The 15,785-nt window shown below is 65.3% G+C and carries 13 protein-coding genes; 5 read left to right on the top strand and 8 right to left on the bottom strand.

Annotated elements, in window-relative coordinates; all coding sequences use genetic code 11:
- Positions 1-3: 3 nt before the first annotated feature.
- The 3 genes from ACWTU9_RS18765 to ACWTU9_RS18775 all read right to left on the bottom strand — a co-directional run bounded on the left by ACWTU9_RS18765 (position 4) and on the right by ACWTU9_RS18775 (position 3,078).
- Positions 4-1,785 carry a bifunctional alpha/beta hydrolase/class I SAM-dependent methyltransferase gene (locus ACWTU9_RS18765; protein WP_455859725.1) on the bottom strand — a complete coding sequence of 594 codons (1,782 nt, stop codon included), beginning with the start codon at positions 1,783-1,785 and terminating at the stop codon, positions 4-6.
- A 41-nt stretch (positions 1,786-1,826) separates the two neighbouring features.
- On the bottom strand, positions 1,827-2,429 hold the full coding sequence (locus tag ACWTU9_RS18770) for a CDP-alcohol phosphatidyltransferase family protein (RefSeq protein WP_455859569.1): 603 nt from the start codon (positions 2,427-2,429) through the stop codon (positions 1,827-1,829).
- Between the two features lie 151 nt (positions 2,430-2,580).
- Positions 2,581-3,078, bottom strand: coding sequence for a hypothetical protein (locus tag ACWTU9_RS18775; RefSeq protein WP_455859570.1), 498 nt, complete (start codon positions 3,076-3,078; stop codon positions 2,581-2,583).
- Positions 3,079-3,281: 203 nt separating this feature from the next.
- Here ACWTU9_RS18775 and ACWTU9_RS18780 point away from each other — a divergent pair, with 203 nt between their 5' ends.
- The 3 genes from ACWTU9_RS18780 (at position 3,282) to ACWTU9_RS18790 (ending at position 6,640) form a co-directional block, all read left to right on the top strand.
- Positions 3,282-4,664, top strand: a complete 1,383-nt coding sequence (locus tag ACWTU9_RS18780; RefSeq protein WP_455859571.1) for an NfeD family protein — start codon at positions 3,282-3,284, stop codon at positions 4,662-4,664.
- Positions 4,661-5,422 (top strand): slipin family protein, encoded by a 762-nt coding sequence (locus ACWTU9_RS18785; protein ID WP_455859572.1) that lies wholly within the window; start codon positions 4,661-4,663, stop codon positions 5,420-5,422. Before ACWTU9_RS18780 ends, ACWTU9_RS18785 begins: the two co-directional genes overlap by 4 nt.
- Positions 5,423-5,512: 90 nt before the next feature.
- Positions 5,513-6,640, top strand: a complete 1,128-nt coding sequence (locus ACWTU9_RS18790; protein ID WP_455859573.1) for a hypothetical protein — start codon at positions 5,513-5,515, stop codon at positions 6,638-6,640.
- 72 nt (positions 6,641-6,712) lie between these two features.
- Here the strand turns inward: ACWTU9_RS18790 and ACWTU9_RS18795 are convergent, their stop codons facing one another.
- Complete coding sequence (locus ACWTU9_RS18795; protein WP_455859574.1) at positions 6,713-7,642, bottom strand: LysR family transcriptional regulator; 930 nt, start codon at positions 7,640-7,642, stop codon at positions 6,713-6,715.
- 97 nt (positions 7,643-7,739) lie between these two features.
- Between ACWTU9_RS18795 and ACWTU9_RS18800 the strand changes: the two genes are divergently transcribed.
- Positions 7,740-8,750, top strand: a complete 1,011-nt coding sequence (locus tag ACWTU9_RS18800) for a zinc-dependent alcohol dehydrogenase family protein (protein WP_455859575.1) — start codon at positions 7,740-7,742, stop codon at positions 8,748-8,750.
- 173 nt (positions 8,751-8,923) lie between these two features.
- On the opposite strand, the gene ACWTU9_RS18805 is transcribed toward ACWTU9_RS18800, so the two are convergent.
- The 3 genes from ACWTU9_RS18805 to ACWTU9_RS18815 are packed head-to-tail and all read right to left on the bottom strand — an operon-like array spanning position 8,924 to position 12,695.
- Positions 8,924-11,224 (bottom strand): xanthine dehydrogenase family protein molybdopterin-binding subunit, encoded by a 2,301-nt coding sequence (locus ACWTU9_RS18805; RefSeq protein ID WP_455859576.1) that lies wholly within the window; start codon positions 11,222-11,224, stop codon positions 8,924-8,926.
- A complete protein-coding gene (locus ACWTU9_RS18810) occupies positions 11,221-12,204 on the bottom strand; it encodes an FAD binding domain-containing protein (RefSeq protein ID WP_455859577.1) in 984 nt (327 codons plus the stop codon). Before ACWTU9_RS18810 ends, ACWTU9_RS18805 begins: the two co-directional genes overlap by 4 nt.
- Positions 12,201-12,695, bottom strand: a complete 495-nt coding sequence (locus ACWTU9_RS18815; RefSeq protein ID WP_455859578.1) for a (2Fe-2S)-binding protein — start codon at positions 12,693-12,695, stop codon at positions 12,201-12,203. The genes ACWTU9_RS18810 and ACWTU9_RS18815 overlap by 4 nt, the downstream gene beginning before the upstream one ends.
- Before the next feature lie 252 nt (positions 12,696-12,947).
- Between ACWTU9_RS18815 and ACWTU9_RS18820 the strand changes: the two genes are divergently transcribed.
- Positions 12,948-13,574 (top strand): TetR/AcrR family transcriptional regulator, encoded by a 627-nt coding sequence (locus ACWTU9_RS18820; protein WP_455859579.1) that lies wholly within the window; start codon positions 12,948-12,950, stop codon positions 13,572-13,574.
- Positions 13,575-13,583: 9 nt separating this feature from the next.
- On the opposite strand, the gene ACWTU9_RS18825 is transcribed toward ACWTU9_RS18820, so the two are convergent.
- Positions 13,584-15,680 carry an alpha/beta fold hydrolase gene (locus tag ACWTU9_RS18825; protein WP_455859580.1) on the bottom strand — a complete coding sequence of 699 codons (2,097 nt, stop codon included), beginning with the start codon at positions 15,678-15,680 and terminating at the stop codon, positions 13,584-13,586.
- Positions 15,681-15,785 lie beyond the last annotated feature (105 nt).

The following is a 15,785-nucleotide window of genomic DNA, read 5'->3' on the forward strand; positions in this document are numbered from 1 at the left end:
GTCTCAGACGCGCCGTGCGACTGAAACGGTGAAGATTCCCCACTGGTCGATGCGCTGGTCGATCTTCTCGAAACCGGCCGCCTTCACCAGCTGGTCCATCTCGCCTTGCGTGCGCCGCCGCATCACCCAGGCCTGGCCGCCGCGATGCGATGTCAGGCTGCGCGCAATCATCTCCAGCTGCGGATGCCATGGCTGGTTGGTGTAGATGAGCAGGCTGCCGGGCTGCATGGCGCTGGCCAGTCCACCGAGCGAGCGGGAAATCATCGTATTGTCGGCGAACAATTCGTAAAGCCCGGAGACGATGGCGAGATCCGGCGCGGGCTTTTGCCTGGCCAGTATCTCGGCATCGAAGGCGTCGGCCTTGTGGAAGCTGACGCTGGTTGGCAGATTCCGCTCTGCGATCAGTTTCGAGCCGAGGCCGACATTGAGTTCGGAGTAATCCTGCAGCCGCACGCTCGCCGGCAACTCGGCGCATTTGGCGACGGCATCGAGCACGTAGCGGCCATGGCCGGCGGCGATATCGAGCATATGGACGGGACGGCCGGCTGCCTTCAGGCTGGCGACGGCGTTGCCGATCAGTTCTTCCAGATGCAGCTTGCGCTGGCGAATGCCACGCCAGCCGATGGCGTCGAGGAAGGTGCGGTCGATCATGCGGCCGATTAAGCCGGTGCCGCGCGCTTCGTTCTCATAGACATAGTCGAGCGTCGAGCCGGAATCGAAGCCGGTGGCAATGCCCGTCTTCATGCCCGAAGACAGCCAGGCGCCCATGCGGATCGAGGCGCGGCTCATCGCCCAGTAGAGGCCCTTGGGCGACAGCAGCGCCAGCGGCGAGGCCAGCCGGTCCGCTTCGTCGCGGGTATAGCCGGAACGATCGGCCGACGTCAGGTCGATAGTCTTTTCCGGCGCGGCAAACTGCTTTTCGAGGAACGGCCGGATCAGGTCCAGCGCCAGCTTGCGATCGCGCTCGCCCAGCGTGTCGTGGAAGAAGCCGGGCAGCACATGCCGCTCCTTGGCGGCACTGCCGAGATTGACGAAGAACTCGTGCTGCGGCCCATGCCGCACCACCCAGTCGCTGCCCGAGATCAGCAATTGCGTCGGCACGGTGATGGCGCGGGCGTCCGCGACGATGCGGGCGGCATGGTCGTAGAGTTCGACCAGGATGTTGGAGGCGATCGGCCTTGTGATCAGCGGATCGGCGTCGAAGGAAGCGATGCGCTCGGCGTCATGCGTCAGGAACTTCGCCTTGACGTAGGAATTGACGAAGAAGCGGCCCTTGAGCTTCTGCCACAGCGCAATGCCCTCCTTGGCGAAGGGCACATAGAGTTTTACCGAAAAGGCCGGCGAGGCCACCACCAGCGCGCGGATGTCAGGCGCATAGTCATGCACCCAGGCGGCGGCAAGCACGGCGCCGAAGGATTGCGCGATCAATGCGATGTCGCGCTGGCCAAAGCCATCTCGTCTGATTTCGCTCACCAGGCAGTCGATGTCGCGCACCAGGGCGGCGAAGGATGGCGCATAGCCACGCTCGCCGGCCGAGCGGCCATTGCCGCGCGCGTCCCAGGCGTAGAAGGCATGATCGGGCATGGCGAGTTCGTCGACCAGATGCGCCATGCGGCCGCCATGCTCGTGGCCGCGATGGAAGAGCAGGATCGCACCCTTGGGCGTCGATCCGGCGGCCGGCCAGTAGCGGTAGAATATCTCGGTGCCGTCATGGCTTTTGAAGGTCCGCTCCTGCACCACGCGCGTGATGCTTGCTGGTGCTGCCCCATTGATGGTCTGGTGGATCATGGTTCCCCTCTGGCGGTCGGGCTGCTGACGCTTGGGCATCAGGCGCCGCCCGCTCTAAGGCCGCTGCGTATCCGGTTGATGGCGGTTGCGACCGACAGTGTAGCCAAGACCGGAAACACAAAGGGCGCGATCGCCTCGACCCACAGGCCGCAGGCGATGAGGAAGCCAATGACGCCGAGCGCCAGCGCCCGGTCGCTCTTGCCGAACGGCCCGGCATAGTTGCGCCCGCTGCCGGCGGCGACCCCGAGCACGCCGGCGAACTCGACAAGCATGGCGGCGATGGCGAAAGCCACGACACCCCAGGCTGGGAACAGGCTTGCAAAGGCCAGGATCAGCGCCAGGTCGGAGACGACGTCACAGAGTTCGTTGAGATACATGCCGAGTTTCGACGCCTGCGCATGTTCCCTGGCCAGCATCCCGTCGATGGCGTTGAGCGCCATGCGGATGAACAGCACCACCGGCATCAAAAAGAAAATCGCGCGATGGCCGGCAAAGGCGGCGACCACCAGGCCGGTGACGATGGACAGCGCGGCGGCAAGAAGCGTGATCTGGTTGGCGGTGACGCCGGCGCCGGCCAGCCGGTCGGCCAGCGGCCGCAGCCTGGTCTGAAAGGCCGGTTTCAGTGCATAGAGCGTAGGCATATGCGATCCCCCCGACCGCGGCTCGTGACAGTGTCGGCGAGATTGGTCAATCGGCGGGCGAGACGCAAGGGCAGGGCCTCTTCACCGGCAAACAAAATGGCGGGCTCAAAGCCCGCCATCTCCATGCAGTAATTCGGTCAGGGCCATGGCCTCAGTCAGCGTCGCCGGCTGAACCTTTGCCGCACTGCGCCAGCACCTTGCCGATGGCAGCGCTCGACCCCGTCAACGGAAAGCTGTTCTCGCCGTATTTGTCGGCTGTAACCGTGACGTCGCCCTTGCCTCGCAACAAAGCGAGCAGCGGATCGGTCGCACCTGACAATTCGAGCGTGAAATAATTGTACATCGCCTCGAGTTGGAGTGTTTTGGTGACGCTCTTGTCGCCGGCCTTGAAGGTGAAGGAGCCGCTGATGCCAGGCTCCAGCTGCTGGCCGGAGGGGCCAAGATCGTAGCTCAGCACCGGCTTCTCGAAACAGACCAGCATCAGATGCGCATCGGCCTTCGGTCCGCCGCACACCGAGGCCGTCAGCACGCTTCCGCCCTCGTCTTCCTCCATCTTCGCGGTCCAGCCGCACGGCGCCGCGAACACCGGCTGCGCGGCCTGCAGTGTGGCCGCGACGACCACGATGAATTTCGCCAATCCGCTTCTCATGATCTCCCCCAGGCCACCCAGGCATCCGCGGCCCGGATCACAGACAATAACCGAAGCCGGGCGTTACGCCGATAGTTGGCGAAAACGACCGCGGGCGCAATCTCCCCCTGAGATTGCGCTTAGCCGCGTTCGCCAATCATCGGCACCACTCCCCATGGACTTCGCCAAAATACAACCCATATTGAATCTATGGAGCTTTGAGCGTGACCTTCGCGCGGGTGGCCCTTTTTGCTGCGGCCTTCGTTGTCGCGGCTGTCGTTTCTCCCTTCTCATCAGCCGGGAGCGAGAAGGTCGCGCTGAGCGTCGCCATCGACGGCGCCATCGGGCCGGCAAGCACAAGGCAGCTCGAGGAAGCGCTAGACGTCGCCGCCAAGCGCGATGTCGCGGTCCTCATCCTTCAGCTTGACACGCCTGGCGGGCTGGTCACCTCGATGCGCGAGATGATCGCCGACATCCTCGCCTCGCCGGTGCCCGTCATCGGCTATGTCGCGCCGGCCGGCGGCCATGCGGCGAGCGCTGGCACCTACATCCTCTACGCCACCCATGTCGCGGCGATGGCGCCGGGAACCAATCTGGGCGCCGCGACGCCTGTCGAGATGGGCGGGCTGCCGGCGCTTCCTGGTGGCGAGAAGGACAACGGCCCGGCCAAGGACGAGAAGGACGCCACCGGACGGCCAGCGGGCGACGCGATGATGACCAAGGTGACCAATGACGCGGTTGCCTTGATCCGTTCGCTCGCCGAACTGCGCGGCCGCAATGGCGATTGGGGCGAGAAGGCCGTGCGCGAAGCGGCGAGCCTGTCGGCCAATGCGGCGCTGCAGGAACATGTGATCGACTTCATCGCCCACGACACCACCGAGCTGCTGCAACTGGCCGATGGGCGCACGGTCGATGTGGCGGGCAAAAAAGTGGTCCTGGCGACCAAAGGGCTGCCGGTCGAGGCGCTGGAACCCGGCTGGTTCATCCAGCTGCTTTCCGTCATCACCGATCCCAACATCGCCGTCATCCTGATGCTGGTCGGCGTCTATGGCATCGTCTTCGAGTTCACCAGCCCGGGTGCCGTGGCGCCGGGCGTCATCGGCACCCTCTGCCTGGTACTCGGGCTCTATGCGCTCGACCTCCTGCCGATCAACTATACCGGCCTTGCCCTGATGCTGCTCGGCATCGCCTTCCTCGTCATCGAGGCCTTCAACCCCACCGTCGTGCTTGGGCTCAGCGGCGTGGCTGCCTTCCTGTTCGGGGCGGCCATGCTGTTGAGGGTAGAGGGGCCGGGCTTTGCCATGTCGTGGGCCGTCATTGGTCCCGCCGCAGCCTTGACGCTTGGGCTGGCGCTGCTGACCGGCACCTATGTCTGGGCGGCGCGCAAGAACCCAGCGCGCGTCGGCGGCGAGGCGATGCGCGGCGTGCCGGCCGAGATCCTCGACTGGCAGGGCGGCGAGGGCCATGTGCTGGCCTTGGGCGAGCGCTGGCGCGCAAAGGCCGACGAGCCGATCGCGGCCGGCGACAGCGTCGAGGTGACCGACATCAGCGACCTCGTGCTGACGGTGCGGCGCCGCGACGCGGGAAGGAATGGAGCAAGACAATGATGGTTGGTTATGTCGCCTATCTGATCCTGGCGCTGGTCGTGATCATGTTCCTGTCCGCGGCCATCCGCATCCTCAGGGAATATCAGCGCGGCGTGGTTTTCACGCTCGGCCGCTTCACCGGGGTCAAGGGACCGGGCCTCATCATCCTGATCCCCTTCGTCCAGCAGATGGTGAAGGTCGATCTGCGCGTGGTGGTGCAGGACGTGCCGCCGCAGGACGTCATTTCGCGCGACAACGTCTCGGTGAAAGTCAACGCGGTGCTTTATTTCCGCATCGTCGACGCCGAGCGGGCGATCATCCAGGTCGAGGACTTCATGGCCGCGACCAACCAGCTGGCGCAGACCACGCTGCGCTCGGTGCTCGGCAAGCACGAGCTCGACGAGATGCTGGCCGAGCGCGACAAGCTCAACAGCGACATCCAGGAGATCCTCGATCAGCGCACCGATGCCTGGGGCATCAAGGTGTCCAATGTCGAGATCAAGCACGTCGACTTGAACGAAAGCATGATCCGCGCCATCGCCAAGCAGGCCGAAGCCGAGCGACTGCGGCGCGCCAAGGTGATCAATGCCGATGGCGAGCAGCAGGCGGCGGCAAAACTCGTCGAGGCCGGCAAGATGCTGGCGGCCGAGCCGCAGGCCATGCAGCTGCGCTATTTCGAGGCTTTGCACGACATCGCCGGGGAGCGCTCGTCCACGGTGGTGTTCCCGCTGCCGGTGGATCTACTCAGCCAGTTCATGAAGGGGCAGGGTGGGAAGTAGGGCAGGGCCCGGCTGCGCCCTTCGCAGGCCGTCGCAAAATCGCCGCTCTTGCCGGAAATCTTGTGGCCAGCAGCCGCGTGGGGGAGAGCCATGACGAGACTATCGTTCATGATGGGCTTGGTGCTCGCAAGTTCCATGGCGAGGGCAGGTGACATTCCCTATTCGCCCTCCGCTGATGTCCCCGACTATGTCGCGATTATGACGGTCCAACCATCGGCAGGATCGACCGGAGTCCATACGAGGATCGTCACGCATCATGGCGGCTGGGTCCGTGTCGACGAAATGCAAGCCACAACCTATGGAAATCCGGCAAACCAGATATCAGTCACTTTCGGCGGGGATTCGCAGACCGGCTATTCGCCTGTTTCGATAAGTCGTGAGACATCGACATCCTATGAGAGAATTCGCGGGGTGATCGAGACCGGACAGACCGAGACGCACGGTGGCGAGCGATGCGATGTACGGGAAATCCTGCGCCGCGATCCAGGCACGCGAAACCCCGGACCGCAATGGCTGAGTTGCCTGACAGCCGATGGCATCGAGATTGCCACCAGGGTGTTTGTGAACGGTTCGCCGTTTCTTCAGGCAACGCTTGTCAAACTCGAACGCCGACCTGTGTCCGCGGAAGAGGTCGCTCTGCCTGCCAACCTGCTCGACGTCGCCCAATGGCTGCACTTCGACGACCAGCCGGCTGCAACGGCCGTCGAGCAGCCACCGGATTTCGCCATTCAGATGCAATGGAGAGGTGCGGTCAGGGTAATGCGGCGGCACGATCCGTGGATCTACGATGAAACATCCTATCCGGATGGCCGACGAAAACTAAGCATCCAGAACGCCCGAACGGGACAGGGCCTGTCCTTCAGTGCCGCCAAGGGAGGCGCGTTTGAGCGCCTCTTCCTGTGCCGGGAATGCCGGCCCGGAGGTCTAATGTCGATTGTCCCTGGCCATGGGATCGTCCCCGAGAGCATCGGTCGCACGGAAAGTATTCTCGGCGAGGTATGCGAGTGGTTCGACATGGCGCCGCGAACATTTGATATCAACTTCTCGCAGTGTCTGACGCGAGACAAGATCCCGTTGGAAATCGGCATTGGTGGGGCGTGGGGAGCGCGTGAGGAATTTGTCGCCGATGAGATCCAGCGCCGGGACCTCAAGACCGAGGAGATCCTTCCACCAAGCGACGTTCTTAAGCGGTCGAACTGGGACATTCCGGATAGGTAAGTGAAAGCCGGCATGACGAACATCTCCCCCACGAGCTGGGGGATCCGCAGCTCCGCGGTTCGCCCTCAGTTCTCACCGCCGCCAGGGCGGCTCCGGCGCGAAGCGCTTGGCGATCCAGTCGGCGAAGGCGCGCGTCTTGGCGGCTTGTCCCTTGGCTGAGGGCGTGACCACATAGATCGCGCCTTCGTCGGCCAGCGTCCAGTCTTCCAGGATTGGCACCAGCCGTCCGTCGGCGAGTTCGCGGCCGACCAGCCAGTCGGTGCTCATCATCAGGCCGACGCCTTGCACGGCGGCCTCGACCAGCACCTCGGCATCGTCGGTGACCAACGGCCCCGAAACCTCGACGCGCGCGCGCCGGCCCTCGCGGTCGGTCATCTCCCAGGCCGGAAAGGTCTGGAAGCCCGAGAAGCCAAGGCAGGAATGGTCGAGCAGCGCCCGCGGTGTATCCGGCCTGCCCCTGCGGGCGAGATATGAGGGGGCGGCGCAGAGCAGCCGCCGCCGCGTCGCCACCTTGCGCGCCACCAGGCGCGAATCCTCCAGCGCGCCGAGCCGCACAGCGACGTCGAAATTCTCGGCGACCAGATCGGCGAAGCGGTTGGAGAATTCGGCCTCGATGCGGACATCGGGAAATTCGGCAAGGAATTGAGGCAGCAGCGGCCCTATCCACATGCGTCCGAACGTGCCGGGCAGCGCCAGCCTGAGCAGGCCGCGCGGGCCGCCGCCGGCATGGGCCGACGCGGCAGCCTCGGCCTCGTCGACGGCAGCGAGAATGGCGCGCACGCGCACCAGGAATTCGGCGCCGGCTTCGGTCAGCGACACGCTGCGTGTCGTGCGGGAGAGCAACCTTACGCCCAGCCGCGCCTCCAGCGACTGCAGGCGCCGCGACAGGATGGTCGCGTCGCGTCCGACACGCGCCGCCGCCCTGGTGAAGGAGCGCGCCTCGGCGATGGCGGCGAAGGCCGCCATTTCCGCAAGGGCCACGGGTTCATGGGATTGCTGCATGATTCACAGTTCTCAATTGCGGAAAGCAAGGATTATCCAGCAATAGCGCAGGAACTAGGTTCACTCAATCCATCAATCGTCCCTCTGGAGTGAAACCATGAAAGCCATCGAACTGAGCCAGCCCAGGCTGGACGCCTTCCGCGCCACCACCGTCGCAACCCCCGAACCGCAGCGCGGCGAGGTGCTGATCCGCCAGCGTGCGGCGAGCCTCAATTTCGTCGATGTCGCCGTGGCCAGCGGCAATTATCCCGGGCCGAGCTTCCCGCTCATTCCGGTCGCCGACGGCGCCGGCGAGATCGTCGCGCTCGGCGAGGGCGTGACGAGGTTCAGCGCGGGCGACCGCGTTGTCGCGCATGCCAAGCCGCGCTGGATCGGCGGTCGGCCGCGGCCTGACGAGATGACGCAGATGCGCGGCATCTCGCTGCCGGGGTCGCTGGCCGAATATGTCGCGCTGCCGGCTAACTCGCTGGTGCCAGTCCCGGCGCATCTCTCATTCGAGGCGGCGTCGACGCTGCCGATCGCCGGCACCACCGCCTGGAACGCCATCCGCGCCGCCGATGTCGGGCCGGGCTCGGTCGTCGTGCTGCTTGGCACCGGCGGCGTCTCCATCTTCACTCTTCAGCTCGCCAAGGCGGCCGGGGCCACCGTCATCATCACTTCGTCTTTGGACGAGAAGCTGGAGCGGGCCAAGGCGCTCGGCGCCGATCATCTCATCAACTACCGCGCGACGCCGGACTGGGACAGCAAGGTGCTGGAGTTGACCGATGGCCTCGGCGCCGACCTCGTCGTCGAGACCGGCGGCACCGCCACCTTCGCGCGTGCGGTCAACGCCACCGCGCCCGGCGGCACGCTGTTCACCATCGGCTTCGTCACCGGCGCCGAGGCCACCATCAATCTGCTGCCGATCATCATCAAGGCGCTGAAGGTGATCGGCAACAACACCGGATCGGTGTCCGACCTTCGCGACGCCGCCCGGGCCATCGGCGCGGCCGGGATCGAGCCGGTGGTCGACAAGGTGTTTTCATCTGATCAAGCGACCGAAGCCTACGCCCACATGGCCGCCGGCGGCCTGCATTTCGGCAAGCTGGCGTTCGGATTGGAATGGTGAAGCTGCCGATCTCCCCCCTCGAGGGGGAGATGTCGCCGAAGGCGACAGAGGGGGTCGGTTCGACCGGAAGCGGCCTCTTGTCGCCGGCAGATCAAGGTCGGCGCTCCACGCGAGACGACCCCCTCTGGCCTGCCGGCCATCTCCCCCTCGAGGGGGGAGATTGCTCGCTCAACTCAGATCAGCTTCTCCAGCGTGATCGGCAGATCCCGCACGCGCTTGCCTGTCGCGTGGAACACTGCGTTGGCGATCGCCGGCGCCACGCCGACGATTGCCAGTTCGCCCACGCCCTTGCCGCCGAGCACCGAGGAATGCAGGTCGGGAATGCCGACCGAGATCACCTCGATATCGGGGATATCGGCGTTGGTCGGCACCAGATATTCGGCGAGGTTGTTGTTGACGATGCGGCCATGCCTGCGGTCGACGATGCCTTCTTCCAGCAGCGCCTGGCCGATGCCCATGATGATGCCGCCTTTCCACTGGCTTTCGGCCAATTTCGGGTTGTAGAGCCGGCCGGAATCCAGCGCCGACACCACGCGCGACACGCGCACCGTGCCGAAATCCTCGTCAACCCGCACCTCGATGAAATGCGCGCACCAGGAGTGACGCGAATAGTCGCCCTCGGTGTGCGGCACCGATGTTGCGATGGTGGTGTAGTTCTTGTAGCGATCCTGCGCGCTCGAATTGGCCGGCATGGTATCGCCGACGGCCTCGATCCGGTCGCGGCCGACACTGCTGAGCAGTTCCGCAATGGAGACATCAGGACCGTCGCCGCGCGGCGCGGTGATGCGGCCATCGGCGACGACCAGCGTGTTGGCCTGCAGCGCATGGAAGGGTGAGCGCGGATCGCTGATCGCCAGCCCGACCAATTGGTCGAGCGCCGATGTCGCCGCCTTGTAGACCGCGCCCGTCATGACGCCGGCGAGCCGCGAGCCGCCGGCGACGCCGGCGCGGGGATATCGGGAATCCCCGAGCTTCACCACGACATCGTCGGCCGCCACACCGACCGTCTCGGCCGCCGTCTGCGCCAGGATCGTGTAGGTGCCCTGGCCCATGTCGATCGAGGAACTTTCGACCTCGACCGAACCGTCGGCCAGGATGCGCACTTTGGCCTCGCCATAGGCGCGCCGCACCGGGTAGGTTCCGGCCGCCACGCCCCAGCCGATCAGCTGGTTGCCGTCGCGCATCGAGCGCGGCTCGGGCGTGCGCTTCGACCAGCCGAAGCGTTCCGCACCTGCGGCAAAGGCCTCGCGCAACTGCCTTGTCGACCAGGCCTTTTTCGCTTCCGGATCCTGCTCGGCATAGTTTCTGAGCCGGATCTCCAGCGGATCGATGCCGACCTCATAGGCAAGTTCGTCGATGGCGCTCTCGATGCCGAAGGCGCTGGGATTTTCACCGGGTGCGCGCATGGCGCCGGGCACCACCGAATTCACCCGCACGACATTCTGCTTCGAGGAGAAGTTCGGCGTCGCATACATGATCGAGGTGACCACGCCCAGCGGCTCGACCCACATGCCGTCTATGGATGTTTCATTGACGCCGCGATGCACGATCGACTGTATCACGCCGTCATGGTCCGCGCCGATCGTCACCGTCTGGCGGGTCGCGGCGCGGCCGCCATAGCCGGTAAAAGTCTGCGGCCGCGTCATCACGACCCTCACCGGCCGTCCCAGCATCTTGGCCGCAGCCGCAGCCACCGCGCCATGGCCGAGCGCCAGCGCCTTGGAGCCGAAGCCGCCGCCAATATACGGCGAGATCAGCCGCACATTCTCGAAAGGAATACCGAACCATTCGGCATAGGTTCGCGCCATGCCGTCCAGCCACTGGCTGGGCTCCCACACGGTGAGTTTGTCGCCCTCCCATTGGGCGATGAGGCCATGCGGCTCCATCGGCGCCTGGTATTCGCGTGGCGTGTTATAGGCGCCGCAGACGTGCACCGGAGCGGCGGCGAAGGCAGCCTGGGCGTCGCCCCATTCCTTGGTCATGGCGGCGATCGCGATGCCGTCGCCGGCCTTGGCGTCGCTGAGGTCGACGATGGCCGGTGCCTCGTCATAGCTGACCTTGACCAGGGCCGCGGCAGCGACCGCCTGCTCGAAGGTCTCTGCCACAACGGCCGCCACATGCTGGCCGGAAAAAGTGATGTCGCGCCCCAGCGGGCAGTAGGGCTTGTCCGGCGGCGGTGTGCCGAACCAATCGGATGCGGTCTTGAGGCTCATGATCGTGTCCGGTGTCAGCACCTTGAGCACGCCAAGGGCTGCCTCGGCGGCTGACGTGTCGATGGAACGGACCTTGCCTGAGGCAATCGTGCTTTCGACCAGCACGCCATAGGCGAGGCCCTCCAGCTGCTGCTCGACCGCGTATTTCGCCGCGCCGGTGATCTTGGCCGGGCCGTCGACGCGCGACAGCCGCCCACCGACCTGATCGACAGTGCCGTCCGAAGCGTCGCCGTGCCGGGTTCTGGGGTCGTGAATGGTCATGCCATGGCTCCCGTCTTGAGGATGGCGCGGGCGACGACGCGCGGCGCCAGTTCGATCTTGTAGTGATTGGCGCCGTGGTCGACGGCGCCTTCGACGGCGAGCAGGCTGGCGGTGCGCACCGTGTCTTCGTCCAACACCTTGCCTTTAAGCGCCGCCTCGACGGCACGCGCCCGCCACGGCTTTGTCGCGATGCCGCCGAGCGCGACGCGCAGGTCGCGGATGGTGCGGCCATCGGCTTCGAAGTCGATGCCGACCGCCGCACTTGCAGCGGCGAACTCATAGGACTGCCGGTCCCGGACTTTCAGATAGGTCGAACGCCTGGCGGAGGCGGAAGCCGGTATGCTGATGGCGGTGATCATCTCGCCCGGCTCGATGGCGTGTTCCCTGTCGGGCGTGGCGCCGGGCAGGAGAAAAAAGTCGTCGACCGCGACCTGGCGTTCGCCAAGATGCACGGTGGCGTCGAAGGCGACCAGCGCGGTGGCGAGGTCACCGGGATACATGGCGATGCAAGCGTCGCTGGTGCCGAGCACGGCATGGCCACGGGTGACGCCGCCGATCGCCGAGCAACCACTGCCGGGTGAGCGCTTGTTGCAAGCGGAGAAATTCGTGGGATCACGGAAGTAGGGGCAGCGCGTGCGCTGCATCAGATTGCCGCCAATGGTCGCCATGTTGCGGAGTTGCGCCGAGGCCGCCTGCCACAGCGCCTCGGAGACCGCGGGAAAGCTGCTCTTGATCTCGGCGTGGTCGGCAACGTGGCTCATCTTGGCCAGCGCGCCGATCAGGGCACCGTCAGCGTCGACCTTGATGGCGTCGAGCCCTTTGAGATGGGTGATGTCGACCAGGTTGTCGGGTTCGGCGACGCCGCATTTGGCGAGATCGACCAGCGTCGTGCCGCCGGCAAGCAGTATGGCGCCAGGCAGGGCGGCTGCCTGCCGTGCGGCATCGAGTGTAGCAGCGCGAACGTACGAAAAATCCCTCATGACGCGACCTCCAGTGCCGCCTGGCGCACGGCGGCGACGATGTGCGGATAGGCGCCGCAGCGGCACAGATTGCCGGCCATGTATTCGCGGATTTCGTCATCCGAGCCGGCATGGCCTTCGCGGATGCAGGCGACCGCCGACATGATCTGTCCCGGCGTGCAGTAACCGCATTGGAAGGCGTCCCGGTCGAGGAAGGCGGCTTGCACGGCGTTGAGCGTGCCATCTTTACCGGCCAGCCCTTCGATGGTGGTGATCTCGCGGCCTTCGACTTGTGCGGCAAGCGTCAGGCAGGCGAGCACACGTTCACCGTCGACATGCACTGTGCAGGCGCCGCACTGGCCCTGGTCGCAACCCTTCTTGGTGCCGGTCAGGTCGAGGCGGTCACGCAGCGCGTCGAGCAGGGTGACCCGCGGCTCGACCTGCAGTTTATGGTCGTGGCCGTTGACGGTGAGATGGATCGGGATGGTGGTGGAGGTGGTTTGGTCGGTCATGAGGCGTCTGGCTCCAGTTGCTTGACGCTAGGGGTTTGAAATGGGTTGGGTGGGCGACGGCAAGGGCGGCAAGAGCGCGCCAGCTTCGCCGCGCCGGTTCTCCAGCGGGCAGGGGAAGCTTTCGGTCCTTCAGCACGTGACATACCGCATCCCCTGGTTATATGATAAAGGCACTCCACTAAAGCGGAGGCGCCTCCGTTTATTTAACGTGGGGGCTGAACTGTCATGGTTCAAGCCCCATATGTGCGTTGAGTGGAGAAAAAATTGGACGACCTGCACAAAACCGCCGACGAGAAGCGCGAAGCCGCAGCGCCAAAGCCGCTGCGTGCCGACGCCCAGCGCAACCGCGATCGGCTGGTCGAAGTGGCAGCGAAGGCTTTTGCCGAGCAGGGCGTCGATGCCTCGCTGGAGGAGATCGCGCGCCAGGCGGGTGTCGGCATCGGCACGCTCTACCGGCATTTCCCAACCCGCGAGCATCTGGTCGAAGTGGTCTATCGGCGGGAAGTCGAAGCACTCTGCGCGGCCGCCGACGACCTCGCCAGCCACCATCCGGCCGACATGGCGCTGGAACAGTGGATGCAGCGCTTCGTCGATTACATCGCCACCAAGCGCGGCCTGGCGGCCAGCCTGCGCATCCTGTTCAACACCAATTCCGCCGTGTTTTCCGACTTGTCGGGCCGGGTGTCGCTGGCGTTGCGGCAACTGGTCGAGGCGGCGGCGGCCGAAGGTTCGATCCGCAGCGATGTCGACGCTTCCGACGTGCTGCATGCGCTCGGCGGCATCTACTCGGCCCCCGACACCAAGGACTGGCGCGACCGCTCGCGCCGGCTGGTCAAGCTGCTGATGGACGGGCTGCGATTTGGGGCGAGGAAGAGGTGACTTGTCGGCTCAAGCCGCTCCATCGACCGAATAGACCAGAAACGCGCCGGGCAGCCCACTTGCTGCCATTTCGCCACGCTCTTCGAACCGAAGGCCGGAGCCGACCACGAGATCGCGCACCGTGCGTGACGCGATGATTTCGCCTGGCTGCGCATGATCGAGCAGCCGCAACGACAGCTCGATCGCCGCGCCGGAAAATTGGTGGCCGCGCTGCTCGCACTCGCCGATATGCACCGCCGAGCGGACTTCGACACCGGATCGCCGGAAGCGATCGCGAATGGAGATCGCGCACTGGATCGACCGCGTTGGCCGCTGGAACACCGCGAGCACCTTGCCGTTCGATCGGCTGATCTCTCTGCCTTCGGCCGCGAGGATTTCACCATGGAGCGCCTCGGCGTGGCGCTCGGCCGGCTCGATGCCGAAAGGCGAGCCCGTCATATCGAGGGACAGCACCGACACCAGCAGCCGTTCGCCTGGAGCCGCCGGCAAGGCGCTGGTGACGAAAGCCTGGATTTCGTCGACAAGGCGATCGGAATTCTCTCCCCAGATCACGTGGTCGCGACCGGCGAACTCGACGTATCTGGCGCATTCGATATGTGTCGCCAGGTAGCGTCCTTCTTCCCGCTTTACCCAGCGGTCGCCTGTCGCCTGCGCGATCAGCGTGGGAACATGGATGGCAGGCAGAATGTCGCGAACATCGATTTCGGTTCCCCAGCGCCACAGCGCGATCGCGTCGGCGGGCGAGGCTGAATTCCTGAGATAGGTCGCGAACCATTCTGTCTCGAACGTGTCGCTCATCAGACTGGGCGCTGCGTTGCTCATATCCGCCGCCGCTCCCCACTCTCTCTCGACGAGCGCCAGATCTCCTTCCACCTGCGCGCTTGTCTTCGCCCAGGGATAGTCTTTCGACCATCTGCCGCTGGCGTAGGCTCCATTGAGCACGAGTGCCGCGGTGCGCTCGGGATAGGTCGCCGCGAACAGCATGCACATCGGGCCGCCCTCGGAACTGCCGAACAGCACCGTGCGCTTCGAGCCGACCGCATCCAGCACCGCCCGCACGTCTTCCATCCGTTCTTCCAGCGTCGGTAAACCGACATTGCGGTCGGACAGCCCCGTGCCGCGCTTGTCCATGCGTATCAGGCGCGAGAAAGTGCCGAGCCGCCGGAGTACATGCGAAAGCCGCGGCGAAGCCCAGGCATGGTCGAGGTTGGAGACCCATCCCGGCACATAGATCAGGTCGATCGGCCCGTCGCCGGTCACCTGATAAGCGATGTTGATCCCGGCCGATTTGACGTAGCGGGTCTGCGGCCGCGTGAGTTGGTCGGCGAAGCCGGTAGCATCATCCATATCGGCCGTGCCTGGGCGTGCCGGCTCTATCGTGCGGCGTGTCCGCAGCGTCTCGAACAATTGCCGCGTCTCCGGCTCGGGGTGCAGCTTGAGATCGCGTAGAAGCGCAGTGCGGCATTGCTCATATTGCTTCAGCGCGAGATTGGTCCGGCCTTGCGCCGCATAGGCGCGCATCAGGGCGCGGTGGACGTCCTCCCTCAGCGGCTCCATGGCCAGCAGGCGTGTCGCCACGCGCACGCATGCGGCGGGATCGTTCGTTGCGGCATAATGCGCGACGAGCCTGTCCAGCGCTGCGACGGCCAAAGCCCGCAGCCTCTCGCGTTCGATCCTCAGCCAGTCCTCGAATGGCTCCTCCTTCAGACCGAAACCGTCGAGCAGGTCGCCGCGGTAGACATTGAGCGCCAGTTCGAGGTCTTCGGGTGCCGGGCTCGCGACCAGCGCCTCGAACCGCGCGACATCGAAATCAAGGCCGTCGAGATGCAGAGCGACGCTGTCGCCCTCGGTGAGGAAGCGGCCGCCGCCGCACGCCTGCATGGCCTTCCTGACGGACGATACCGCTTGCCGCAGGCTCATTCGCGCCTGCGCCTCGCTGTTGATGCCCCAGAGCAGGGTCGCCAGCTTCTCGCGCGACTGCGAATGCCCCGACTGGAGTGCGAGATAGGCGACCATCGCACGTGCCTTGCGGCTGATGGCCGGAACCGCGTCCCCCACGCCCGTAAAGTCGAAACCACCCAGCAGGTGAAGATAAGGCCCGGTCATCGGATCCGCCACGGTCACTGCCGCCGACGATCCGCTCAAGCTTACGCCATTTCAACACTTATTTCCGCCGCCGAAGCGCTTTTCACGATTCCATCACGCCGGTTC

This window comes from Mesorhizobium sp. 128a (genome assembly GCF_053848025.1).